The sequence below is a fragment of the Pseudomonas sp. FYR_5 genome (assembly GCF_043106315.1).
Lineage (GTDB): Bacteria > Pseudomonadota > Gammaproteobacteria > Pseudomonadales > Pseudomonadaceae > Aquipseudomonas > Aquipseudomonas putida_Y.
The window spans coordinates 15,465-40,909 of sequence record NZ_JBICMK010000091.1; the positions used below are offsets into that span (position 1 = coordinate 15,465).

22 protein-coding genes are annotated in these 25,445 nt (G+C 61.7%); all 22 read left to right on the forward strand.

The genetic code is table 11. The annotated features are described in order from the left end of the window. Nucleotides 1-76 precede the first annotated feature (76 nt). The 22 genes from tsf (at nt 77) to ispD (ending at nt 25,297) form a co-directional block, all read left to right on the forward strand. Nucleotides 77-940 (forward strand): translation elongation factor Ts, encoded by an 864-nt coding sequence (tsf, locus tag ACF8RA_RS17180; RefSeq protein ID WP_003252290.1) that lies wholly within the window; start codon nt 77-79, stop codon nt 938-940. Between the two features lie 181 nt (nt 941-1,121). Beyond that, the gene (gene pyrH / locus ACF8RA_RS17185) at nt 1,122-1,865 is read left to right on the forward strand and encodes a UMP kinase (RefSeq protein ID WP_003252294.1); all 744 of its coding nucleotides are present in this window, start codon (nt 1,122-1,124) and stop codon (nt 1,863-1,865) included. Next, a complete protein-coding gene (gene frr, locus ACF8RA_RS17190) occupies nt 1,862-2,419 on the forward strand; it encodes a ribosome recycling factor (RefSeq protein ID WP_003252296.1) in 558 nt (185 codons plus the stop codon). The genes pyrH and frr overlap by 4 nt, the downstream gene beginning before the upstream one ends. Nucleotides 2,420-2,434: 15 nt before the next feature. Next, a complete protein-coding gene (gene uppS / locus ACF8RA_RS17195) occupies nt 2,435-3,190 on the forward strand; it encodes a polyprenyl diphosphate synthase (protein WP_003252299.1) in 756 nt (251 codons plus the stop codon). Next, nucleotides 3,190-4,005, forward strand: coding sequence for a phosphatidate cytidylyltransferase (locus ACF8RA_RS17200; protein ID WP_176682757.1), 816 nt, complete (start codon nt 3,190-3,192; stop codon nt 4,003-4,005). The genes uppS and ACF8RA_RS17200 overlap by 1 nt, the downstream gene beginning before the upstream one ends. Next, entirely contained in the window at nt 4,002-5,192 is a 1,191-nt protein-coding gene (ispC, locus tag ACF8RA_RS17205; protein ID WP_176682758.1) for a 1-deoxy-D-xylulose-5-phosphate reductoisomerase, read from the forward strand. Before ACF8RA_RS17200 ends, ispC begins: the two co-directional genes overlap by 4 nt. Nucleotides 5,193-5,260: 68 nt before the next feature. Beyond that, on the forward strand, nt 5,261-6,613 hold the full coding sequence (gene rseP / locus ACF8RA_RS17210; RefSeq protein WP_392519381.1) for an RIP metalloprotease RseP: 1,353 nt from the start codon (nt 5,261-5,263) through the stop codon (nt 6,611-6,613). Nucleotides 6,614-6,685: 72 nt separating this feature from the next. After that, a complete protein-coding gene (gene bamA, locus ACF8RA_RS17215) occupies nt 6,686-9,046 on the forward strand; it encodes an outer membrane protein assembly factor BamA (RefSeq protein WP_176682760.1) in 2,361 nt (786 codons plus the stop codon). 62 nt (nt 9,047-9,108) lie between these two features. Continuing rightward, nucleotides 9,109-9,594, forward strand: a complete 486-nt coding sequence (locus ACF8RA_RS17220; RefSeq protein WP_218115276.1) for an OmpH family outer membrane protein — start codon at nt 9,109-9,111, stop codon at nt 9,592-9,594. Nucleotide 9,595: 1 nt separating this feature from the next. Next, entirely contained in the window at nt 9,596-10,651 is a 1,056-nt protein-coding gene (gene lpxD, locus ACF8RA_RS17225) for a UDP-3-O-(3-hydroxymyristoyl)glucosamine N-acyltransferase (protein ID WP_176682762.1), read from the forward strand. Between the two features lie 114 nt (nt 10,652-10,765). Beyond that, nucleotides 10,766-11,206 (forward strand): 3-hydroxyacyl-ACP dehydratase FabZ, encoded by a 441-nt coding sequence (fabZ, locus tag ACF8RA_RS17230; RefSeq protein WP_003252314.1) that lies wholly within the window; start codon nt 10,766-10,768, stop codon nt 11,204-11,206. Next, nucleotides 11,203-11,979 carry an acyl-ACP--UDP-N-acetylglucosamine O-acyltransferase gene (gene lpxA, locus ACF8RA_RS17235; protein WP_176682763.1) on the forward strand — a complete coding sequence of 259 codons (777 nt, stop codon included), beginning with the start codon at nt 11,203-11,205 and terminating at the stop codon, nt 11,977-11,979. The genes fabZ and lpxA overlap by 4 nt, the downstream gene beginning before the upstream one ends. 1 nt (nt 11,980) lies before the next feature. Continuing rightward, entirely contained in the window at nt 11,981-13,108 is a 1,128-nt protein-coding gene (gene lpxB, locus ACF8RA_RS17240) for a lipid-A-disaccharide synthase (protein ID WP_176682764.1), read from the forward strand. Nucleotide 13,109: 1 nt separating this feature from the next. Further along, nucleotides 13,110-13,733, forward strand: a complete 624-nt coding sequence (gene rnhB / locus ACF8RA_RS17245; protein WP_176682765.1) for a ribonuclease HII — start codon at nt 13,110-13,112, stop codon at nt 13,731-13,733. A gap of 186 nt (nt 13,734-13,919) precedes the next feature. After that, nucleotides 13,920-17,444, forward strand: coding sequence for a DNA polymerase III subunit alpha (gene dnaE / locus ACF8RA_RS17250; protein WP_392519382.1), 3,525 nt, complete (start codon nt 13,920-13,922; stop codon nt 17,442-17,444). A 106-nt stretch (nt 17,445-17,550) separates the two neighbouring features. After that, entirely contained in the window at nt 17,551-18,498 is a 948-nt protein-coding gene (locus ACF8RA_RS17255; protein ID WP_014754274.1) for an acetyl-CoA carboxylase carboxyltransferase subunit alpha, read from the forward strand. A 172-nt stretch (nt 18,499-18,670) separates the two neighbouring features. Next, nucleotides 18,671-19,954, forward strand: coding sequence for a tRNA lysidine(34) synthetase TilS (gene tilS / locus ACF8RA_RS17260; protein WP_392519383.1), 1,284 nt, complete (start codon nt 18,671-18,673; stop codon nt 19,952-19,954). A 267-nt stretch (nt 19,955-20,221) separates the two neighbouring features. Beyond that, nucleotides 20,222-21,850, forward strand: a complete 1,629-nt coding sequence (locus ACF8RA_RS17265) for a CTP synthase (RefSeq protein ID WP_003252329.1) — start codon at nt 20,222-20,224, stop codon at nt 21,848-21,850. A 3-nt stretch (nt 21,851-21,853) separates the two neighbouring features. Beyond that, entirely contained in the window at nt 21,854-22,699 is an 846-nt protein-coding gene (gene kdsA / locus ACF8RA_RS17270) for a 3-deoxy-8-phosphooctulonate synthase (protein WP_176682768.1), read from the forward strand. Between the two features lie 154 nt (nt 22,700-22,853). Further along, on the forward strand, nt 22,854-24,143 hold the full coding sequence (gene eno / locus ACF8RA_RS17275) for a phosphopyruvate hydratase (protein ID WP_176682769.1): 1,290 nt from the start codon (nt 22,854-22,856) through the stop codon (nt 24,141-24,143). Nucleotides 24,144-24,311: 168 nt separating this feature from the next. Beyond that, nucleotides 24,312-24,593, forward strand: coding sequence for a cell division protein FtsB (ftsB, locus tag ACF8RA_RS17280; RefSeq protein WP_004576849.1), 282 nt, complete (start codon nt 24,312-24,314; stop codon nt 24,591-24,593). Then, nucleotides 24,590-25,297, forward strand: coding sequence for a 2-C-methyl-D-erythritol 4-phosphate cytidylyltransferase (gene ispD / locus ACF8RA_RS17285; RefSeq protein ID WP_176682770.1), 708 nt, complete (start codon nt 24,590-24,592; stop codon nt 25,295-25,297). The genes ftsB and ispD overlap by 4 nt, the downstream gene beginning before the upstream one ends. The last annotated feature ends 148 nt before the right edge of the window (nt 25,298-25,445 follow it).

Here is a 25,445-nt window from a genome sequence, read left to right on the forward strand (position 1 = left end):
AGCAGCGGATTTGCAGAATTGAACGCCCGTGATTGACGGGTGGAATGGTTGAAAAACTTTCCAAGAGGATTTTGAAATGGCAGCAATTACTGCAGCGCTGGTAAAAGAACTGCGCGAGCGTACCGGCGAAGGCATGATGGATTGCAAAAAGGCCCTGGAAAAGGCCGGCGGCGACATCGAGAAAGCCATTGACGACATGCGTGCCTCGGGCGCCATCAAGGCCGCCAAAAAGGCTGGCAACGTCGCTGCTGAAGGCGCTATCGCCGTCAAGACCGACGGTACATCCGCCGTCCTGCTGGAAGTGAACTCGCAGACCGACTTCCTGGCCCTGCAAGACGACTTCAAGAACTTCGTGGCCGAAAGCCTCGAAGAAGCCTTCGCCCAGAAGCTGACCGACGCCGCTCCGCTGATCGCCTCGCGTGAAGCTGCTCGTGAAGCCCTGGTTGCCAAGTGCGGCGAGAACGTCAACATCCGTCGCCTGGTGCGCGTTGAGGGTGACGTTGTCGGTGCCTACCTGCACGGCAACAAGATCGGCGCTGTCGTCGTTCTGAAAGGCGGTGACGTGGAGCTGGCGAAGAACATCGCCATGCACGTCGCAGCTTCGAACCCTGAGTTCCTGGATTCGTCGGAAATCTCCGCCGAGGCCATCGAGCGCGAGAAGAATGTCTTCCTGCAGCTGAACGCCGACAAGATCGCCGGCAAGCCGGAAAACATCGTTGAGAACATGATCAACGGTCGTATCACCAAGTTCAAGGCAGAAGCCTCGCTGAAAGAGCAAGCTTTCGTCATGAACCCGGAAGTCAAGGTTGGCGAGCTGGCCAAGAAAGCCGGTGCTGAAATCGTTTCCTTCACCTACTTCAAGGTAGGCGAAGGCATCGAGAAGCCAGTCGACGACTTCGCTGCTGAAGTTGCCGCTCAGGTAGCTGCTGCCAAGCAGTAAGACAGCCCCGTCTGTCGCCCCAAAGAGGCTGCCCGCTCACGCGCGCAGCCTCTTTGTCAAAACGGGGAGGGGTTTATACGACTCCCTCTTCGCTGGCACCGAAGCGGTGCCACGCTACAGTTAGCAGGCTGCAAACAGCCCGCACGAATTTTCTAAAAGTACGCCGCAGGAGAGACTCGCAATGGCTCAGCAGGTGAGTGGTCGCCAACCTCGCTATAAACGCATTTTGCTCAAACTTAGCGGCGAGGCCCTGATGGGCTCGGAAGACTTCGGGATCGACCCGAAAGTGCTGGATCGCATGGCGCTTGAAGTTGGCCAGCTGGTAGGGATCGGTGTACAGGTCGGCCTGGTCATCGGTGGCGGCAACCTGTTCCGCGGCGCCGCGCTCAGCGCAGCCGGCATGGACCGCGTCACGGGTGACCACATGGGCATGCTTGCTACCGTGATGAACGGCCTGGCCATGCGCGATGCGCTGGAGCGCTCGAACATCCCGGCGCTGGTCATGTCGGCCATTTCCATGGTGGGTGTCACCGATCATTACGATCGCCGCAAAGCTATTCGTCACCTCAACTCCGGGGATGTGGTAATTTTCTCCGCCGGTACCGGCAACCCGTTCTTCACCACCGACTCCGCGGCCTGCCTGCGCGCCATCGAAATCGATGCCGACGTGGTGCTGAAGGCGACCAAGGTCGATGGCGTGTACACTGCCGATCCATTCAAGGACCCGCACGCCGAGAAATTCGATCACCTGACCTACGATGAGGTTCTGGATCGCAAGCTGGGTGTGATGGACCTGACCGCAATCTGCCTGTGCCGTGACCACAAGATGCCATTGCGGGTATTCAACATGAACAAGCCTGGCGCCCTGCTGAACATCGTGGTGGGTGGCGCTGAAGGCACACTGATCGAGGAAGGCCAAGCATGATCAACGACATCAAGAAAGACGCGCAGGAGCGCATGGGCAAGTCCATCGAAGCCCTGTCCCGCAACCTGGCTGCAATCCGCACCGGTCGCGCTCACCCAAGCATCCTGGACAGCGTCAAGGTTACCGCCTGGGGTAGCGAAATGCCGCTGAACCAGGTCGCCGCGATCACCGTCGAAGATGCGCGCACCCTGAAGATCGTCGCTCACGACAAGAACCTCAGCGCTGCCATCGAAAAGGCCATCCTCACCTCCGATCTGGGCCTTAACCCGTCCAGCGCCGGTACCACCATCCGAGTACCGATGCCGGCCCTGACCGAGGAAACCCGCAAGGGCTACACCAAGCAGGCCAGCGGTGTTGCCGAGGATGCCAAGGTAGCCGTGCGCAACGTGCGCCGCGACGCCCTGGCTGACCTGAAAAAACTGACCAAGGACAAGGAAATCAGCGAAGACGAAGAACGTCGCGCCGCTGACGAGATCCAGAAGCTGACCGACAAGTTCGTCGCCGAAGTGGATGCTGCCTTCAAAGCCAAGGAAAAGGACCTGATGGCCGTTTAAGGCCGGGGTTTTTTAATGGAAAAGACCAAGCCAGCGGCGCCGTCCTCGGTGCCGCGTCATGTCGCGATCATCATGGATGGCAACAACCGCTGGGCGAAAAAACGCCTGCTGCCCGGCGTGGCCGGGCACAAGGCGGGTGTGGATGCCGTTCGCGCGGTCATCGAAGTCTGTGCCAAGTCCGGGGTCGAGGTGCTGACCCTGTTCGCCTTCTCCAGCGAGAACTGGCAGCGCCCTGCCGAAGAGGTCGGGGCGCTGATGGAGCTGTTCTTCTCGGCGCTGCGCCGTGAGGCCAAGCGCCTTGACGAGAACAATATCAGCCTGCGCATCATCGGCGACCGTTCGCGTTTTCATCCTGAGCTGCAGGCCGCCATGCGCGAGGCCGAGGCAGTGACCGCTGGCAACAACCGCTTCATTCTGCAGATAGCAGCCAACTACGGTGGCCAGTGGGACATTGCCCAGGCTGCCCAGCGGTTGGCGCGGGAAGTGCAGGCCGGGCACCTGCGCCCGGAAGACATCACCCCGGGTCTGCTGCAGACCTGTCTGGCAACCGGCGAGCTGCCGTTGCCGGATCTTTGCATTCGCACCGGTGGCGAGCATCGCATCAGCAATTTCCTGCTGTGGCAACTGGCCTATGCCGAGTTGTACTTCTCCGACCTCTACTGGCCGGACTTCAAACACGAGGCCATGCGCAATGCCCTGGCCGATTTCGCTTCGCGCCAGCGCCGCTTCGGTAAGACCAGCGAGCAGGTCGAGGCTGGAGCTCGTGCTTAATGCTTAAACAACGCATCATTACTGCGCTGATCCTGTTGCCGGTCGCGCTGGGTGGTTTCTTCCTGCTCAATGGCGGGGACTTCGCCCTGTTCATCGGATTCGTAGTGACCCTCGGTGCCTGGGAGTGGGCGCGCCTTGCCGGGCTGATGGCCCAGCCGCTGCGCATTGCCTATGCAGCGGTGGTCGCCGGAGCGCTGATGCTGCTGTACATCCTTCCGGAGCTGGCGCCCTGGGTGCTGGGCGCTGCGGTTATCTGGTGGGGGCTGGCTACCTGGCTGGTGCTTACCTATCCGCGCAGCAGCGAGCTGTGGGTCAGTGCTGCCTGTCGGCTGTTGATCGGCCTGCTGGTGCTGTTGCCGGCCTGGCAGGGACTGGTGCTCCTCAAGCACTGGCCCCTGGGGAACTGGCTGATCCTGTCCGTCATGGTGCTGGTGTGGGCCGCCGACATCGGTGCGTACTTCTCTGGCCGGGCGTTCGGCAAGCGCAAGCTGGCCCCGCAGGTCAGCCCGGGCAAGAGCTGGGAAGGTGTGTATGGTGGGCTGGCAGTCAGCCTGTTTATCACCTTGGGTGTCGGCATCAGTCGCGACTGGGGCTTTGGTCAGATCCTGCTGGGCCTGCTGGGCGCTGCGTTGCTGGTGATGTCCTCGGTGGTCGGTGACCTGACCGAGAGCATGTTCAAGCGTCGCTCCGGCATCAAGGACAGCAGCAATCTGCTACCTGGGCACGGTGGTGTGCTCGACCGCATCGACAGCCTGACAGCGGCAATTCCGATCTTCGCGGTGCTGTTGTGGGCTGCCGAATGGGGTGTGATGTGAGTCGCCCGCAACGTATTACCGTGCTCGGGGCGACCGGCTCCATCGGCCTGAGCACGCTGGATGTGATCGCGCGCCATCCCGACCGTTATCAAGCGTTTGCCCTCACCGGCTATTCGCGCGTCGACGAACTGTTGGCGCTATGTGTGCGTCATCGTCCGGCATTCGCTGTGGTGCCGAGCACTGAGGCGGCGGTGAGGTTGCGTGCAAGTCTGGCTGCAGTTGGTTGTACCACCGAGGTGCTGGAGGGCGAGGCAGGGCTTTGCCAGGTGGCGTCGGCCGCTGAAGTGGATGCGGTGATGGCAGCCATTGTCGGTGCTGCCGGCTTGCGCCCCACGCTGGCGGCCGTCGAGGCAGGCAAAAAGGTGTTGCTGGCCAACAAGGAAGCACTGGTAATGTCGGGCGCGCTGTTCATGGAGGCGGTGCGGCAAAAGGGTGCCGTGCTGCTGCCGATCGACAGCGAACACAACGCTATCTTCCAGTGCATGCCAGGCGACTACGCCCGTGGCCTGAGCGCCGTCGGTGTGCGCCGGATCCTGCTTACCGCTTCTGGTGGGCCGTTCCGCGAGACGCCGGTCGAGGCGCTGCTGGACGTGACCCCGGAGCAAGCTTGTGCTCACCCTAACTGGTCCATGGGGCGCAAGATCTCCGTGGATTCGGCCAGCATGATGAACAAAGGCCTCGAGTTGATCGAGGCCTGCTGGTTGTTCGATGCCGCGCCGTCCAAGGTTGAGGTGGTGGTGCACCCGCAAAGCGTGATCCACTCGCTGGTCGACTACGTGGACGGTTCGGTGCTCGCGCAGTTGGGCAACCCGGACATGCGTACGCCGATCGCCAACGCGTTGGCTTGGCCGGAACGGATCGATTCCGGGGTCGCCCCCCTGGACCTGTTCGCCATCGCCCGTCTGGATTTCCAGGCGCCCGACGAACAACGCTTCCCTTGCCTGCGCCTTGCGCGGCAGGCTGCCGAGGCTGGCAACAGTGCGCCAGCGGTGCTCAATGCAGCCAACGAAGTGGCGGTCCAGGCATTTCTTGAACGGCGCATCCGCTTCCCGGAGATCGCGGGTATGATCGAACAGGTACTCGACCAGGAACCCGTCGTACCGTTGCCGTCGCTGGATGCGGTATTTGCCGCCGATCAGCGTGCCCGGGAGCTTTCCCGAGAGTGGCTGAGGCGTCACGGCCGCTGATGCAGGCCCGCCAAGGTTCGTGAGGGGGCTGGGGATGCCAGCCCGCTGAACATCATTCGGAGATGGACATGACAGCGCTCTACATGATTATCGGCACCCTCGTGGCTCTGGGTGTGCTGGTCACTTTCCACGAATTCGGTCACTTCTGGGTGGCGCGCCGCTGCGGCGTCAAGGTGCTGCGTTTTTCGGTGGGTTTCGGCACGCCGCTGCTGCGGTGGCATGACCGCCACGGCACCGAGTTCGTTGTTGCGGCCATTCCTCTGGGTGGCTACGTCAAGATGCTCGACGAGCGCGAAGGCGATGTGCCGCCAGCGCTGGCCGGGCAGTCGTTCAACCGCAAGTCGGTGCGCCAGCGTATTGCGATTGTCGCGGCAGGCCCGATCGCCAATTTTCTGCTCGCTATCCTGTTTTTCTGGGTACTGGCGATGCTGGGTACCCAGCAAATCCGCCCGGTTATCGGTGCGGTCGACAGTGGCAGCCTGGCAGCATCGGCCGGGCTGACCGCGGGTCAGGAAATCGTCTCTGTCGACGGTAAGCCGACCAACGGTTGGTCGGCGGTCAGCCTGCAGTTGGTTCGTCGTCTGGGTGAGAGCGGTACCTTGCAGATTGGCGTGCGCGATGAGGGTGCCAGCGCCGAGCGCCAGTTGCAGGTCAAGCTGGACAGCTGGCTCAAGGGCGCCGACGAGCCGGACCCGATTCAATCCCTGGGGCTGCGCCCCTGGCGCCCGGCGATCACCCCGGTGCTGGCCGAGATCGACCCGAAGGGGCCGGCTGCCGCTGCTGGCCTGAAAACCGGTGACAAGCTGCTGGCTCTGGATGATGTGGCGGTGACCGAATGGCAGCAGGTTGTCGACCGCGTGCGCGCCCGCCCTGATGCCAAGGTAGTGGTGCGAGTGGAGCGCGATGGAGCTGCCCTGGAGCTGCCGGTGACCCTGGCCCGCAAGGGTGAGGGCAAGGCAGTCGGTGGCTATCTTGGTGCTGGCGTCAAAGGTGGCGAATGGCCTGCCAACATGCTCCGCGAAGTCAGCTACGGCCCGCTGGATGCGGTGGGTGAGAGCTTGTCGCGTACCTGGAGCATGAGCGTCCTGACCCTTGAATCGCTGAAGAAAATGCTGTTCGGGGAGCTCTCGGTAAAAAACTTGAGTGGACCGATAACCATTGCTAAAGTGGCGGGCGCTTCAGCCCAGTCCGGCGTGGGGGATTTCCTGAATTTCCTGGCCTACCTGAGCATAAGCCTGGGGGTTCTTAACCTGCTGCCCATACCCGTACTGGATGGGGGGCATTTGCTGTTTTACCTGGTCGAGTGGGCGCGCGGTCGTCCGCTGTCGGATCGGGTGCAAGGTTGGGGGGTTCAGATCGGTATCAGTTTGGTCATAGGGGTGATGTTGCTCGCCCTGATCAACGATCTGGGTCGACTATAAAGCTTCGCTCAATTGCGAACCTGCCGTTTGTGACGGCAGGTTGTTTATTGCCAGTTGGAATAAAAGGACTTCATGAAACGTCTGCTGCTAACTGCGGTCATGTCCGCACTGATGATCGCTGAAGTTCACGCCGAGTCCTTCACCATCTCCGATATTCGCGTCAACGGCCTGCAGCGGGTTTCCGCCGGCAGTGTGTTCGGTGCCTTGCCGCTGAACGTTGGTGACCAGGCCGACGACCGCCGCCTGGTGGACTCGACTCGTTCCTTGTTCAAGACCGGGTTCTTCCAGGACATCCAGTTGAGCCGTGATGGCAATGTGCTGATCATCAACGTGGTCGAGCGCCCGTCGGTGTCGAGCATCGAGATTGAAGGCAACAAGGCGATCAGCACCGAAGACCTGATGAAGGGCCTGAAGCAATCGGGCCTGGCCGAAGGCGAGATCTTCCAGCGTGCCACCCTCGAAGGCGTGCGTAACGAGCTGCAGCGCCAGTACGTGGCCCAGGGGCGCTACTCGGCCGAGGTAGACGCCGAAGTGGTGCCGCAGCCGCGCAACCGCGTGGCGCTGAAGATCAAGATCAACGAAGGCACCGTCGCCGCCATCCAGCACATCAACGTCGTTGGCAACAACGTATTCGATGATGAGACCCTGGGGCAGCTGTTCGAGCTGAAGACCACCAACTGGCTGTCGTTCTTCAAGAACGACGACAAGTACGCCCGTGAAAAACTCTCCGGTGACCTGGAGCGTCTGCGTTCCTATTACCTGGACCGCGGCTACATCAACATGGACATCGCCTCCACCCAGGTGTCCATCACGCCGGACAAGAAGCACGTCTACATCACCGTCAACATCAACGAAGGCGAGAAATACACCGTTCGCGACGTGAAGCTGTCCGGCGACCTCAAGGTGCCGGAAGACCAGGTCAAGTCGCTGCTGCTGGTGCAGCCGGGCCAGGTATTCTCGCGCAAGGTGATGACCAGCACATCCGAGCTGATCACCCGTCGCTTGGGTAACGAAGGCTACACCTTTGCCAACGTCAACGGTGTGCCACAGCCGAACGACCAGGACCACACGGTCGACATCATGTTCGTGGTCGACCCGGGCAAGCGTGCCTACGTCAACCGCATCAACTACCGCGGCAACACCAAGACCGAAGACGAAGTGCTGCGCCGCGAAATGCGCCAGATGGAAGGTGGCTGGGCTTCGACCTACCTGATCGACCAGTCCAAGACCCGTCTGGAGCGGCTGGGTTACTTCAAGGAAGTCAACGTCGAGACCCCTCAGGTACCTGGCACCGACGACCAGGTGGACGTGAACTACAGCGTCGAAGAGCAGGCCTCCGGTTCGATCACCGCCAGCGTCGGTTTCGCCCAGAGCGCCGGCCTGATCCTCGGTGGCTCGATCAGCCAGAGCAACTTCCTCGGTACCGGTAACAAAGTGTCCGTCGGCCTGACCCGCTCGGAATACCAGACCCGCTACAACTTCGGCTTCGTTGATCCCTACTTCACTGCCGATGGCGTCAGCCTGGGCTACAACGCCTTCTACCGCAGCACCGATTACGACGACCTCGACGTCGACGTTGCCAGCTATGCGGTGGACAGCTACGGTGCGGGCGTCAGCCTGGGCTATCCGATCAGCGAGACCTCGCGCCTGACCTACGGCCTGAGCGTGCAGCAGGACAAGATCAAGACCGGCAAGTACACCGTTGACGAGATCTTCGACTTCCTCGAGCAGGAAGGTGACAACTTCCTGAACTTCAAGGCCTCGATCGGCTGGTCCGAGTCGACCCTGAACAAAGGCGTGTTGGCCACCCGTGGCCACTCGCAAAGCCTGACCCTGGAGTCCACTGTTCCGGGCAGCGACCTGTCGTTCTTCAAGCTTGACTACCGTGGCCAGCTGTTCAAGCCGATCACCAACGACTACACCCTGCGCCTGCATACCGAGCTGGGCTATGGTGATGGTTACGGCAGCACCTCCGGCCTGCCGTTCTACGAGAACTATTTCGCGGGCGGTTTCAACTCTGTCCGTGGCTTCAAGGACAGCAGCCTGGGCCCACGCAGTACGCCTAGTCGCGGCGAGGCCGATGGCGGCAAGCCGGGCACTATCCGCGACCCGGATCAGGATCCGTTGCCGTTTGGTGGTAACGTGCTGGTGCAAGGCGGTGCCGAGCTGCTGTTCCCGCTGCCGTTCGTCAAGGACCAGCGTTCACTTCGCACCTCCGTGTTCTGGGACGTGGGTAACGTGTTCGACACCAATTGCGGCAACAAACCTGATTGCGAGAAGGTCGGGTTCTCGGGCATGGCCAGTTCGGTCGGCTTGGGCGTGACCTGGATTACCGCACTGGGCCCGCTGAGCTTCAGCCTGGCAATGCCGGTCAAGAAGCCGGACGATGCCGATACCCAGGTGTTCCAATTCTCTCTGGGCCAGACCTTCTAAGGTCGGCCCTTGCTTAACGACAACGGTTTATCCAGGAGTGCATCGTGCGTAAATTGGCTCAAATGGCCGTAGTGGCCGCGGCGCTGGTCGCCACCCCGGCTTTCGCCGAAATGAAGGTTGCCGTCCTGAACTACCAGATGGCCCTGCTCGAGTCGGATGCCGCCAAGAAGTATGCGGTTGATGCCGAGAAGAAATTCGGTCCGCAACTGACCAAGCTGAAAAACCTGGAAAGCAGTGCCAAGGGCATCCAGGACCGCCTGATCAAGGGCGGCGACAAGATGCAGCAGCAGGAGCGTGAGCGCCTGGAGCTCGAGTTCAAGCAAAAGGCCCGGGACTTCCAGTTCCAGTCCAAGGAATTGAACGAAGCGAAGGCCGTTGCTGATCGCGACATGCTCAAGCAACTGAAGCCGAAGCTGGATGGTGCTGTCGAGGCAGTGATCAAGAAGGGCGGCTACGACCTGGTCCTCGAGCGTGGTGCGGTCATCGATGTCAAACCTCAGTATGACATCACCCGCCAAGTCATCGAGCGCATGAACCAAGCCCGTTGATATGAGTGTGACCATGACGTTAGGCCAGCTGGCCGAGGCACTCGGAGCCACCCTCAAAGGGCCCGAGACGCTGCAGATTACCGGGCTGGCCACCTTGCAGGAGGCTGGCCCCGGTCAGTTGAGCTTCCTCGCCAACCCGCAGTACCGAAAATTCCTGGATGACAGCCAGGCGGCCGCAGTGCTGCTCAAGGCGGCGGATGCCGAAGGCTTTGCCGGCAATGCACTGATCGTCGCCGATCCGTACCTGGCCTACGCACGCATTTCCCACCTGTTCGACCCCAAACCCAAGGCTGTGGCGGGTGTTCATCCCAGCGCCGTGGTGGCTGAGGACGCGCAGGTGGATGCCAGTGCCAGCATCGGGCCGTTCGCGGTCATCGAAAGCGGTGCGCGTATCGCGGCCAATGTCACTGTGGGTGCACACTGCGTGGTCGGCGCGCGTTGCGTGATCGGCGAGGGTGGTTGGCTGGCACCGCGGGTCACCCTGTACCATGACGTGACCATCGGCAAGCGCGTGGTCATTCAGTCGGGGGCGGTGATTGGCGGTGAAGGTTTCGGCTTTGCCAGCGAGAAGGGTGTGTGGCGCAAGATCGCCCAGATCGGTGGCGTGACCATCGGTGATGACGTGGAAATCGGCGTCAACACTGCTGTCGACCGCGGTGCTTTGTCGGACACGCGGATCGCTGACGGGGTCAAGCTCGACAACCAGATCCAGATCGCCCATAACGTGCAGATCGGCGAGCACACGGCCATGGCCGCTTGCGTCGGGATTTCCGGTAGCACGCGCATTGGCAAGCACTGCACCATTGCCGGCGGTGTCGGCATGGTCGGCCATATCGATGTCTGTGATAACGTTTTCGTGTCCGGGATGACCATGGTAACCCGTTCGATCACCGAACCGGGTGCCTATTCTTCCGGCACTGCCATGCAGCCGCTGGCTGACTGGCGCAAGAGCGCCGCGCGTATCCGCCACCTGGACGACATGGCCAAGCGTCTCCAGCAGCTGGAAAAACGCGTCGATACCGTGACCTCAGGTGGCCTGCCGACATCAGAAGGCTGATACCATTCCCTGAGCAAGAGTGAACAGTCGCTAGCTGGCTCCTCTTTGGATTGCAAAAGGAGCGTGTGGTCAGCACCTGCGCTCCCTATTCTTATTACAGGCTTCCCCACCGAAATGATGGACATCAACGAGATTCGCGAATACCTGCCTCACCGCTACCCGTTCCTGCTGGTAGATCGTGTGACGGATCTGGACTTCGAGGCCCAGAGCATTCGTGCCTACAAGAATGTCAGCATCAACGAGCCGTTTTTCAATGGCCACTTCCCGGCACACCCGATCATGCCGGGTGTCCTGATCATCGAAGCCATGGCCCAGGCGGCCGGCATCCTTGGTTTCAAGATGCTCGATGCCAAGCCGGCCGATGGCACCCTGTACTACTTTGTCGGTTCCGACAAACTGCGTTTCCGTCAGCCGGTTCTGCCGGGTGACCAGCTTGTGCTGGAAGCCAAGTTCCTCAGTCGTAAAAGCATGATCTGGAAGTTCGAGTGCCGCGCCCTGGTCGACGGCAAGCCGGTCTGCTCGGCAGAAATCACCTGCGCGGAACGCTCCCTATGAATTCGATTGATCCTCGGGCCATTATCGATCCGTCGGCCAAGCTGGCCGACGGCGTCGAGGTCGGCCCTTGGTCGATCGTTGGCCCTGATGTAGAAATCGGGGAGGGCACCGTTATCGGCCCGCATGTTGTGCTTAAAGGCCCGACCCGCATCGGCAAGCACAACCGTATATTCCAGTTCTCTTCCATCGGTGAAGACACCCCGGACCTTAAGTACAAGGGTGAGCCGACGCGCCTGGTGATCGGCGATCACAATGTCATTCGCGAAGGGGTGACCATCCACCGCGGTACTGTTCAGGACCGCGCGGAAACCACCGTGGGTGACCACAACCTGATCATGGCCTATGCCCACATTGGCCACGACAGTGTCATCGGCAACCACTGCATCCTGGTCAACAATACGGCGCTGGCAGGTCATGTGCATGTGGGTGACTGGGCGATCCTGTCCGGTTACACCCTGGTTCACCAGTACTGCCACATTGGCGCCCACGCGTTTTCCGGTATGGGCACGGCGATTGGCAAGGACGTTCCGGCCTTCGTGACCGTGTTCGGCAGCCCGGCCGAAGCCCGCAGCATGAACTTCGAGGGCATGCGCCGCCGCGGTTTCAGCGACGAGGTGATCCATGTGCTGCGTCGTTGCTACAAGATTGTCTACCGTCAGGGCCTGACCGTAGAAGACGCGCTCAAGGAGCTGGCCGAACCCGCTGCGCAACACCCCGAGGTCGAGCTGTTCCGTCAGTCGATCCTGAGCTCCGCTCGCGGCATCACACGCTGATATGGCCCAGCTTTGCGTAGCGCTGGTCGCCGGTGAGGCCAGTGGCGATATTCTTGGTTCAGGCTTGATGCGTGCCCTGAAGGCGCGCCACCCCGACGTACGTTTCATCGGGGTTGGCGGCCCTTTGATGGAGGCCGAAGGCCTGCAATCCTATTTCCCCATGGAACGCCTGGCCGTCATGGGGCTGGTCGAGGTGTTGGGGCGCTTGCGCGAGCTGCTCAAGCGTCGCAAGTTGCTGATCCAGACCCTGATCGAAGAAAAGCCCGACGTATTCATCGGCATCGACGCCCCTGACTTCACCCTCAATATCGAGCTGAAGCTGCGGCAGGCCGGGATCAAGACCGTCCACTATGTCAGCCCGTCAGTGTGGGCCTGGCGGCAGAAGCGCGTGCTGAAGATTCGCGAAGGCTGTGACCTGATGCTGACGCTGCTGCCGTTCGAGGCGCGGTTCTACGAAGAGCAGGGTGTGCCAGTGCGTTTTGTCGGCCACCCGCTGGCAGACACCATCCCGCTTGAAACCGACCGCCCGGCCGCGCGCGCCGCGCTGGGCCTGGGCGAGGGGCCTGTGGTGGCGCTGATGCCGGGCAGCCGGGGTGGCGAAGTAGGGCGCCTGGGCGCGTTATTCCTCGACGCCGCCGAGCGCCTCTGCCAACAAGTGCCGGGTGTGCGCTTCGTGTTGCCCTGCGCCAACGCCACGCGGCGTGCCCAGATCGAGCAGATGCTGGAAGGGCGCCAACTGCCGCTGACCCTGCTCGATGGCCAGTCGCACCAAGCCCTCGCGGCCTGTGATGCGGTGCTGATCGCCTCGGGCACCGCCACCCTCGAGGCGCTGCTGTACAAGCGGCCGATGGTGGTGGCGTACCGCCTTGCGCCCTTGACCTACTGGATTCTCAAGCGTCTGGTGAAAAGCCCTTACGTGTCATTGCCGAACCTGCTGGCCCAGCGAGAGCTGGTGCCCGAGTTGCTGCAAGACGACGCTACCAGCGAAGCGCTGGCCAACACCTTGGCGCCGCTGGTACGCGATGGAAGCCATCAGACCGAACGTTTCGACGAAATTCACCGCACCCTGCGCCGTGACGCCTCCAATCAGGCGGCCGAGGCGGTACTGGCCCTGCTCAAGGACCGCTGACATGCAAATTGGACTGGACTTCAACCTGGTAGAAGACCTGGTCGCCGGCGTTGACGAAGTGGGCCGTGGCCCGCTGTGTGGCGCGGTGGTCACGGCGGCGGTGATTCTTGATCCTGCGCGGCCGATTCTCGGTCTGAACGACTCGAAGAAGCTCACCGAAGCCAAGCGTGAGGCGCTGTTCGACGAGATCTGCGAAAAGGCCTTGAGCTTCTGCATCGCCCGCGCCGAGGTCGAGGAAATCGACAGCCTGAACATCCTGCAGGCCACCATGCTGGCCATGCAGCGGGCAGTGGAGGGCTTGCACATTACGCCGAAGCTGGCCCTGATCGATGGCAATCGCTGCCCGAAGCTGGCTGTGCCGGCCGCACCGGTGGTCAAGGGGGATAGCCAGGTGCCGGCCATTGCAGCGGCATCGATCCTGGCCAAGGTGACCCGTGATCGGGAGATGAGCGCCTTCGAACTGATCTACCCGGGGTATGGCATTGGCGGGCACAAGGGCTACCCGACCCCGGTGCATCTCGAGGCCTTGGCGCGCCTTGGGCCTACGCCCATTCATCGGCGATCCTTCGCCCCTGTGCGGGCGGCCTGGGAAGCGCGCGAAGGCGTCACCGATTCCCTGATCTGACCTATTGGGGCCGCTTTGCGGCCCTTCGCGGGCACGCCCGCTCCCACAGGATTCATCGGTCTGAGCAGCGGGGCCGTACCTGTGGGAGCGGGCGTGCCCGCGAAGGGCTGCAAAGCAGCCCCAAAAAAAGCCCCTAGTTAGGCTACAATCCCGCCCTTGTCGTTAAGCACTGCTACAGGATCTTCCATGTCGGTTTCCTTCGTTCACCTGCGCGTCCACTCTGAATTCTCGCTGGTTGACGGCCTGGTGCGGATCAAGCCGCTGGCCAAGGCACTGACCGGGATGAACATGCCGGCGGTCGCGATCACCGATCAGAGCAACATGTGCTCGCTGGTGAAGTTCTACAAGACTGCCATGGGCGCCGGTATCAAACCGATCTGCGGTGCCGACCTGTGGCTGGCCGGCGCCGACCCGGAAGCCCCGCTGTCGCGCATCTGCTTCCTGGCCATGGACCCCAAGGGCTATCGCAACCTTACCGAACTGATCTCGCGCGGCTGGACCGATGGCCAGCGCAATGGCCTGGTCATCCTCCAGCGTGAATGGATCGCGCCGGCCAGCGAGGGCCTGATTGCCCTGTCCGCGGGTAAGGAAGGCGACATCGGCATGGCCTTGCTGGCTGGGCGGCAAGATGAAGCCGAAGCGCTACTTCAAGACTGGATGGGCATGTTCCCCGAGCGCTTCTACGTTGAAGTGCAGCGCACCAATCGGGCACGCGACGAAGAATACGTGCATGCGGCGGTGGCGTTGGCCGACAAGCTTGGCGCCCCGCTGGTGGCTACCAACGACGTGCGTTTCATCAAGCAAACGGACTTCGACGCCCACGAAACCCGCGTATGCATTGGCGAGGGATGGACCCTCGACGACCCGCGCCGTCCGCGTTGCTACAGCGACCAGCAGTACCTGAAGTCGGCCGAGGAAATGGCCGAGCTGTTCAGTGACCTGCCCGACGCCATCGTCAACACCGTCGAGATCGCCAAGCGCTGCAACATCCAGGTGCAGCTGGGCAAGTACTTCCTGCCTGACTTCCCCACGCCCAACGGCATGGGCATCGACGACTACCTGCGGCATGTGTCCCACGAAGGCCTGGAAGAGCGCCTGGCGGTGCTGTGGCCGAAAGAGACCACGCCCAATTATGAAGAAAAGCGTCAGGTCTACCTGGATCGCCTGAAGTTTGAACTGGACATCATCATCCAGATGGGCTTCCCCGGTTACTTCCTGATTGTTATGGACTTCATCAAGTGGGCCAAGAACAACGATGTACCGGTTGGCCCGGGCCGCGGCTCGGGTGCTGGCTCGCTGGTGGCCTATGTACTGAAGATCACCGACCTCGACCCGCTGGCCTACGACCTGCTGTTCGAGCGCTTCCTCAACCCTGAACGTGTTTCCATGCCCGACTTCGACGTCGACTTCTGCATGGACGGCCGTGACCGGGTGATCGACTACGTAGCCGAGGCCTACGGCCGTAATGCGGTGAGCCAGATCATCACCTTCGGTACCATGGCCGCCAAGGCGGTGGTGCGTGACGTGGCGCGGGTGCAAGGCAAATCCTATGGCCTGGCCGACCGCCTGTCGAAGATGATCCCCTTCGAAGTGGGCATGACCCTGGAGAAGGCCTACGAGCAGGAAGAGATCCTGCGTGACTTCCTCAAGGGCGACGAAGACGCCCGTGAAATCTGGGACATGGCCCTGAAGCTGGAGGGTGTGACCCGGGGCACCGGCAAGCACGCCGGTGGTGTGGTTATCGCACCGACCAAGCTCACCGACTTTTCGCCGATCGCCTGTGATGAAGAGGGTGGTGGCCTGGTAACCCAGTTCGACAAGGATGACGTCGAGGCCGCCGGCCTGGTGAAGTTCGACTTCCTCGGCCTGCGTACCTTGACCATCATCAAGTGGGCGATGGAGATCATCAACCGCGAGCAGGCCAAGAAGAACCTGCCCGACCTCAACATCGACTTCATCCCGCTGGACGACCGCAAGACCTACGAGTTGCTGCAGAAGGCCGAAACCACGGCGGTGTTCCAGCTTGAATCGCGCGGCATGAAGGAGCTGATCAAGAAGCTCAAGCCCGACTGCCTGGAAGACCTGATCGCACTGGTTGCGCTGTTCCGCCCGGGCCCGCTGCAATCGGGCATGGTGGACGACTTCATCAACCGCAAGCACGGCCGCGCCGAACTGGCCTACCCGCACTCCGACTACCAGTACGAAGGCCTCAAGCCAGTACTGGCGCCGACCTACGGCATCATCCTGTACCAGGAACAGGTGATGCAGATCGCCCAGGTGATGGCAGGTTATACCCTGGGTGGCGCCGACATGCTGCGTCGGGCCATGGGTAAGAAAAAGCCCGAGGAGATGGCCAAGCAGCGCGGTGGTTTCATCGAAGGTTGCGTGGCCAACAATATCGATGCGGACCTCGCCGGTAACATCTTCGACCTGGTAGAAAAGTTCGCTGGCTACGGCTTCAACAAATCCCACTCCGCCGCCTATGGTCTGGTGTCGTACCAGACCGCCTGGCTGAAAACCCACTACCCGGCGCCGTTCATGGCTGCGGTCCTGTCGGCGGATATGCACAACACCGACAAGGTGGTGGTGCTGGTGGAGGAGGTGCGCAGCATGAAGCTGCGCCTCGACGCGCCGGACGTGAACTTCTCGGACTTCAAGTTCACCGTCAACAACGACGGCCGGATCGTCTACGGCCTTGGCGCCATCAAGGGTGTCGGCGAAGGCCCGGTGGAGGCGATTGTCGAAGCCCGTGCCCAAGGCGGTCCGTTCAAGGACCTGTTCGATTTCTGTGAACGCATCGACCTCAAGCGGGTCAACAAGCGTACCCTTGATGCGCTGGTGCGCAGTGGCGCGCTGGACCGCCTTGGCCCGCACTTCCATGACGAGATCAAGGCCTACCACGCCAATATCGACATCAACCGGGCAACCTTGCTGTCGGCGCTGGGCGAGGCCATCAAGGCAGCCGAGCAGGCTGCGCACACCGCTGACAGTGGCCATGTCGACCTGTTCGGCGGCATGTTCGACGCGGCAGATGTCGACGTCTACGCCAACCATCGCAAGGTGCGCGAGCTCACCCTCAAGGAGCGTCTGAAGGGAGAGAAAGACACCCTGGGCCTGTACCTGACCGGCCACCCGATCGACGAGTACGAGGCCGAGATTCGCCGCTTCGCCCGCCAGCGCATCGTCGACCTCAAGCCGTCGCGCGAAACCCAGACCATCGCCGGCATGATCATTGCCCTACGGGTGATGAAGAACAAGAAGGGCGACAAGATGGGCTTCGTCACCCTGGATGACCGTTCCGGGCGGATCGAGGCATCGCTGTTTGCCGATGCCTTCATGGCGGCACAGTCCTTGCTGCAGACCGATGCCATGGTGGTGGTGGAAGGCGAGGTCAGCAATGACGACTTCTCCGGGGGCTTGCGCCTGCGGGTGAAGCAGGTGATGACCATGGAAGACGCGCGCACCAAGCTGGCCGAGAGCCTGCGCCTGAAGGTGGCGCACGACGCACTGAAAGGCGACCGGCTGAAGTGGCTGGGCGAGCTGATCACCCGCCATCGTGGTGCTTGCCCGATCACGCTGGAGTACACCGGCAGCGACGCCAAGGCCATGCTGCAGTTTGGCGACCAGTGGGCGATCGACCCGGCCGATGGCCTGATTCAGGCGCTGCGTGACCAGTTCGGGCGTGAGAACGTCTTCCTGCAATATCGTTGAACCGACAAAAATTTAATCTCGACCTGAATGCGCCTGATCCCTTAAGGTATGGCGCCAAACGGATCAACCGGCCGGCCGCCTGGCCGTAGACCCAAGACGGATGACTATGAACCCGAATTTCCTCGATTTCGAACAGCCGATTGCCGACCTGCAAGCCAAGATCGAAGGCCTGCGCCTGGTGGGTAACGACAACTCGCTGAACATCAGCGATGAAATTGCCCGTCTGCAAGACAAGAGCAACACCCTGACCGAAAGCATCTTCGGCAACCTGACCAGCTGGCAGATCGCCCGCCTGGCCCGTCACCCGCGTCGTCCTTACACCTTGGACTACCTGGAGCACATCTTCACCGAGTTCGAAGAACTGCACGGGGACCGTCACTTCTCTGACGACGCCGCCATCGTGGGTGGTACTGCGCGTCTGGACGGCAAGCCGGTCATGGTCATTGGCCACCAGAAGGGCCGTGAAGTGCGCGAGAAAGTGCGTCGCAACTTCGGCATGCCGCGCCCGGAAGGCTACCGCAAGGCCTGTCGCCTGATGGAAATGGCCGAACGCTTCAAGATGCCGATCCTGACCTTCATCGACACGCCGGGCGCCTACCCGGGCATCGACGCCGAAGAACGTAACCAGAGTGAAGCCATTGCCTGGAACCTGCGGGTCATGGCACGCCTGAAAACCCCGATCATCGCGACCGTGATTGGTGAGGGTGGTTCCGGTGGGGCACTGGCCATTGGCGTGTGCGACCAACTGAACATGCTGCAGTACTCCACCTACTCGGTTATCTCGCCGGAAGGGTGTGCGTCGATTCTGTGGAAAACCGCCGACAAGGCAGCAGACGCGGCCGAGGCCATGGGCATCACCGCCGAGCGCCTGAAGAGCCTGAACATTGTCGACAAGGTCATCCAGGAGCCGCTGGGCGGCGCCCACCGTGATCCGGCCCAGATGTCCGAAAGCATCCGTGCCGATCTGGTGCAGCAGCTGGACATGCTCGGCAAGTTCGACAACGACGCGCTGCTGGCCCGTCGCTACGAGCGCCTGATGAGCTACGGCCTCTGATTCTGATTTGCCCCGGGGGCCGTTTTGTGGCCCTTGTGATTGACGGCACCGGCTTCGCCGGTGTTCGCGGGTAGACCCGCTCCTACAGGTATTGCGCTGTCCTTGAGGCTTGCGCCGTACATGTGGGAGCGGGCATGCCCGCGAATGCTTTCTGGAATCGAGCGAGGGCTAGATGATCAACCTCACTCCTTGGCTCAACGCCCCCACCTGGCACGTCGCCTTCTCCGGCGGCCTCGATTCCACCGTCCTCCTGCACCTGCTGGCCGATTACGCCCGCAATCACGTTTCCCCACCGCTGCGTGCCATTCATGTCCACCATGGCCTGCAGTCCGCTGCTGACGCCTGGCCTGCTCATTGCCAAGCCGTCTGCGACAATCTTTGCATCGAACTCCACGTCATTCACGTCCAGGTCAGCCCCGGCGCCAGCCTGGAGCAGGCGGCCCGAGATGCCCGCTATGCCGCCTTCAGGCAAGTGCTCGGCCCAGGCGACATCCTGTTCACCGGCCAGCACCGCGACGACCAGGCCGAGACTCTGCTGTTCCGCCTGTTGCGCGGCGCCGGCCTGCGGGGCCTGGCAGCCATGCCGGTGCAGCGGGCATTAGGGCAGGGCAGCCTGGTCAGGCCGTTGCTGGGTTGTTCGCGGCAGCAGTTGCAGGACTACGGCAAAGCCCAAGGGTTGGTCTGGATCGAAGACCCGTCAAACGCCGACACACAATTCGCCCGCAACTACCTGCGCGGCGAAGTGATGCCGCACTTGCAGCAACGTTGGCCTCAGGCCAGCCAGAACTTCGCCCGTGCAGCAGAGCATCTGGGTGAGGCGCTGGGTTTGCTGGACGAACTGGCCCAGGAGGATCTGGCGCTTGCGCGTAAGGGGGCGCCCATCGCCTGGCCGGGGCTGGATTCCCTCGACCTGGCCACCCTGGTAGCGCTATCGCCAGCCCGTCAGCGCAATGCCTTGCAGTACTGGCTAAGCCAGCGCACCCGTTTGCCCGATACCCGGCACTGGGCCGGCTGGGCAGACCTGCGCGATGCCGCCGCCGATGCCCGGCCAGTCTGGCGGCTTGCCGATGGGCGGTTGGTGCGTAGCCACGGGCGCATCTGGTGGTTGAGCGGTGATTGGCTACAGCAACCCGCTGGCTCGCTGGCCTGGCCCGACCCTGATGGGCCGCTGCGGTTGCCGGGCAATGGTTGCGTGCGTCTTGTCGGCGCAGCCGTGCCGGGCGGGTTGCGCATTGCCTACCGTCAGGGTGGTGAAATTCTGGAGGTTCCCGGCCGAGGCCGGCGTGACCTCAAGCGCCTGTTAAACGAGCAGCAAGTGCCGCATTTCCTGCGCTCGCGCCTGCCCTTGCTATATAGCGACGATTGCCTGCTGGCGGTGGCCAACCTGCCCGGGCTGGTGAGGGCGGATTGCCAACTGCACTGGCAGTTACCGACGAACGCGCAAGGTTTGAGCTGAAGGGTACATTCCGGTAGACTACCCTCCCTTCTTGATACAACTTCTGTGGGTTCCGCGAAAACACAGGGGTTGCCGATTACCAAGCAGTTTTTTGCCGAGCTGATTCTGGAAATGACGAGCGAACGCCATGCCGGGTATACCCTGGCTGTACAGACGCGGCAGTTTTTCGAGATGCACTGTGATTGACGCAGGTGATCGGGGGCTTCGGCCTTCCTTCGCTTTCTCCGGCGGCGCTGGCCGCCTTAACGCAGACTTCTAGGGTTTTTCATGACGCGCTACATATTCGTCACGGGCGGTGTTGTTTCTTCATTGGGGAAAGGCATTGCCTCGGCTTCCCTGGCGGCCATCCTGGAAGCGCGGGGCCTGAAGGTCACCATGCTCAAGCTGGATCCGTACATCAACGTCGACCCGGGCACCATGAGCCCGTTCCAGCACGGTGAAGTGTTCGTCACCCACGATGGCGCCGAGACCGACCTCGACCTGGGGCACTACGAGCGGTTCATCCGCACCACCATGACCCAGAACAACAACTTCACCACCGGCCGTATCTACGAGCACGTGCTGCGCAAAGAGCGTCGTGGTGATTATCTGGGCGCGACCATCCAGGTCATCCCGCACATCACCGACGAAATCAAGCGTCGCATCATCAAGGGTGCCGGCGATGCCGACGTGGCCCTGGTGGAGATCGGCGGTACCGTGGGTGATATCGAGTCGCAGCCGTTCCTCGAGGCGATTCGCCAGCTGCGCGTCGAAGTGGGCTCCAAGCGTGCCATGCTGATGCACCTGACCCTGGTCCCGTACATCGCCACCGCTGGCGAAACCAAGACCAAGCCGACCCAGCACTCGGTCAAGGAGCTGCGCTCCATCGGCCTGCAGCCTGACGTGCTGATCTGCCGCTCCGACCACCCGGTCGATGCTTCGTCGCGTCGCAAGATCGCGCTGTTCACCAACGTTGAAGAGCGTGCGGTGATTTCGCTGGAAGACGTCGACACCATCTACAAGATCCCGGGCGTACTGCATGCTCAGGGCCTGGACGACTTCGTCGTCGAGCGCTTCGGCCTGCAGTGCAATGGCGCCGACCTGTCCGAGTGGGACAAGGTGGTCGATGCCAAGCTCAACCCGGAGCACGAAGTGACCATCGCCATGGTCGGCAAGTACATGGAGCTGCTGGATGCGTACAAGTCGCTGATCGAAGCGATGAGCCACGCCGGCATCACCAACCGGACCAAGGTCAACCTGCGTTACATCGACTCGGAAGACATCGAGAACCAGGGCACCAGCCTGCTCGAAGGCGCCGATGCCATCCTGGTACCGGGCGGTTTCGGCCTGCGCGGTGTGGAAGGCAAGATCACTGCGGTGCAATACGCCCGTGAGAACAAGGTGCCGTACCTGGGTATCTGCCTGGGCATGCAGGTGGCCGTCATCGAATTCGCCCGTAACGTGATGGGCTGGAAAGACGCCAACTCCACCGAGTTCGACCGTAACAGCGGCCACCCAGTGGTCGGCCTGATCACCGAGTGGGCCGATGCCACCGGTGCCGTCGAGACCCGCGACGAGGCTTCCGACCTGGGCGGCACCATGCGCCTGGGCGCACAGGACTGCCAGCTGGCTGCCGGTTCCAAGGTGCACGACTGCTACGGCAAGGATGTGATCACCGAGCGTCACCGTCACCGCTACGAAGTGAACAACAACCTGCTGCCACAACTGGTGGAAGCTGGTCTGGTGGTTTCCGGCCGTTCCGAAGACGGCGCGCTGGTGGAAGTGGTCGAGTCCAAGGACCACCCATGGTTCGTCGCTTGCCAGTTCCACCCGGAGTTCACCTCCACCCCGCGTGACGGCCACCCGCTGTTCAGCGGCTTCGTCAAGGCAGCCCTGGCTCAGAAGAACAAGGCCTGATCGATGACCCAGAAGATCATTCGCGTCGGTAACATCGAGATCGCCAACGACAAGCCGTTCGTCCTGTTCGGCGGCATGAACGTTCTGGAATCCCGTGATCTGGCGATGAAGGTCTGCGAAGAGTACGTGCGGGTTACCGAGAAGCTCGGTATCCCGTATGTGTTCAAGGCCAGCTTCGACAAGGCCAACCGTTCGTCGGTGACGTCCTATCGTGGCCCTGGCATGGACGAGGGGCTGAAGATCTTCGAAGAGATCAAGCGCACCTTCAACGTGCCGGTGATCACCGACGTGCACGAGCCTTACCAGGCCGAGCCCGTCGCCAAGGTATGCGACATCATCCAGCTGCCGGCTTTCCTGTCGCGGCAGACTGACCTGGTGGTGGCCATGGCCAAGACCGGCGTGGTGATCAATATCAAGAAGGCTCAGTTCCTCGCACCTCAGGAAATGAAACACATCCTGGCCAAGTGCGAGGAGGCCGGTAACGACCAGTTGATACTCTGCGAGCGTGGTTCGAGCTTCGGCTACAACAACCTGGTGGTCGACATGCTGGGCTTCGGCATCATGAAGCAGTTCGAATACCCGGTGTTCTTCGACGTTACCCACGCCCTGCAGATGCCGGGTGGTCGCGCCGATTCCGCCGGCGGCCGTCGTGCCCAGGTTACCGACCTGGCCAAGGCCGGCATGAGTCAGGGCCTGGCCGGGCTTTTCCTCGAAGCCCACCCCGATCCGGACAACGCCAAGTGCGATGGCCCATGCGCCCTGCGCCTGGATAAACTGGAGCCGTTTCTGGTCCAGCTCAAGCAATTGGACGACCTGGTGAAAAGTTTTCCGACGGTAGAAACCGCGTAAAGCTCATTTCTCGGGTAAAGTACCGCCCGATCCACCCCTGACCAGTCGGTCAGGGGCTCCCTTCATCAGGCCTGCCTAAAGCAAGTTCGCCCGGTGAACGGCAAGAATTTCCTAAGCTAAGTTGTTTTCGTCAAATTCTGGAGTGCTTACAACAATGGCAAAAATCGTCGACATCAAAGGTCGTGAAGTTCTCGATTCGCGTGGCAACCCCACTGTGGAAGCCGATGTACTGCTCGACAACGGTATCATCGGCAGCGCTTGCGCGCCGTCCGGTGCTTCTACCGGCTCGCGCGAAGCGCTGGAGCTGCGTGATGGCGACAAGAGCCGTTACATGGGCAAGGGCGTGCTGAAGGCCGTCGCCAACATCAACGGCCCGATCCGCGACCTGCTGCTGGGCAAGGATCCTTCCGACCAGAAGGCTCTGGACCGCGCCATGATCGAACTGGACGGTACCGAGAACAAGGCCAAGCTGGGCGCCAACGCCATCCTGGCTGTTTCCCTGGCTGCCGCCAAAGCTGCTGCCCAGGACCAGGACCTGCCGCTGTACGCGCACATCGCCAACCTGAACGGCACCCCGGGCCAGTACTCGATGCCGGTTCCGATGATGAACATCATCAACGGTGGTGAGCACGCCGACAACAACGTCGACATCCAGGAGTTCATGGTTCAGCCGGTTGGCGCCAAGACCTTCTCTGACGGCCTGCGCATGGGTACCGAAATCTTCCACCACCTCAAGGCCGTACTGAAGGCCCGTGGCCTGAACACCGCCGTAGGTGATGAAGGTGGTTTCGCCCCTAACCTGGCGTCCAACGAAGACGCCCTGGGCGCCATCGCCGAAGCTGTCGAAAAAGCCGGCTACAAGCTGGGCACCGACGTGACCCTGGCCCTGGACTGCGCGGCTTCGGAATTCTACGAAGACGGCAAGTACAACCTGTCCGGCGAAGGCAAGTCGTTCGACGCCGAAGGCTTCGCCGACTACCTGAAAGGCCTGACCGAGCGTTTCCCGATCATTTCGATCGAAGACGGCCTGGACGAGTCCGACTGGGCTGGCTGGAAAATCCTCACTGACAAGATCGGTGAAAAAGTCCAGTTGGTCGGTGACGACCTGTTCGTGACGAACACCAAGATCCTCAAGGAAGGCATCGAGAAGGGCATTGGTAACTCGATCCTGATCAAGTTCAACCAGATCGGCTCGCTGACCGAAACCCTGGAAGCCATCCAGATGGCCAAGGCTGCTGGTTACACTGCAGTGATCTCGCACCGTTCCGGTGAAACCGAGGACTCGACCATCGCCGACCTGGCTGTGGGTACTGCTGCTGGCCAGATCAAGACCGGTTCGCTGTGCCGTTCCGACCGCGTTTCCAAGTACAACCAACTGCTGCGCATCGAAGAGCAACTGGGTGCCAAAGCGGTTTACCGCGGTCGTGCCGAGTTTCGCGGCTAAGCAAGAGATGGTAAAAAGGCAGCAGCCGAAGTTGTAGGAACGTTCGTACTGAACTTTCCTACGTACTAACGGGTTTCTGTCGACGAAGCCTGGCCTCGGCCAGGCTTCGTGCTATTCGAGGCCCCGAAGTGAAAAGTACGCGGCAGCCTTTTTAACCTGGATAACGTGATGCGCAGTCCCTATTGGTTGTTCCTCGTTCTGCTCTTGCTGTTGGGTGGCCTGCAGTACCGCCTGTGGGTGGGTAACGGCAGCCTGGCGCAAGTGACCGAACTGAAGCAGCAGATTGCCGATCAGCATGCCGAAAACGAGCGTTTGCTCGAGCGTAATCGTGTGCTCGATGCTGAAGTGCTAGAGCTGAAAAAAGGCATGGAGACCGTTGAAGAACGGGCCCGCCATGAATTGGGGATGGTCAAAGAGGGCGAAACCCTCTTCCAGTTGCCACAGAAATGATCGATACCTTGCCGGCCTTCTGGGCCGTGATTCCTGCGGCGGGTGTAGGTGCCCGCATGGCTGCCGACCGCCCCAAGCAATACCTGGAGCTGGCTGGGCAGACCCTTCTCGAGCACAGCCTCGACTGTTTTCTTGGCCACCCGGCGCTTAAAGGCGTAGTGGTCAGCATTGCCGAAGATGACCCTTACTGGCCTGGCTTGCGCTACGCCAGCGACCCACGCATCCAGTGTGCGGCGGGTGGGCGTGAACGAGCTGACTCGGTGCTTAACGCCTTGCTGATGCTGCATGCCCAGGGGGCGGCTGAAAGCGACTGGGTACTGGTGCATGATGCCGCGCGGCCGAACCTGGCGCGCGGCGACCTGGACAAGCTGTTGTCGGAGCTGGCGGACGACCCGGTGGGTGGACTGCTGGCGGTGCCGGCGCGCGATACCCTCAAGCGCGCCGACAGCCATGGCCGGGTGAGTGCTACCGTGGACCGCAGCACGATCTGGCAGGCGTACACACCACAGATGTTTCGCCTTGGGGCGTTGCACCGGGCGCTGGCCGAGTGCCTGGTGTCGGATGTGGTGGTGACCGACGAGGCTTCTGCCATCGAATGGTCCGGTCAGGCGCCGCGGCTGGTGGAAGGGCGCAGTGACAACATAAAGGTGACCCGGCCCGAAGATCTCGAATGGTTGCGCCAGCGCTGGGCGGGTAAACGCTGAGCGTTCGCCTGTGCCGGTCTCTTCGCGGGTGAACCCGCTCCTACCACGGTGGTGGACACACATCGGGGGTTGGACACAGGCCGCCGTAGGAGCGGGTTTACCCGCGAAAGGGCCGGGTCTGCTGGCCAATCTCCACCCGCCGTTCACC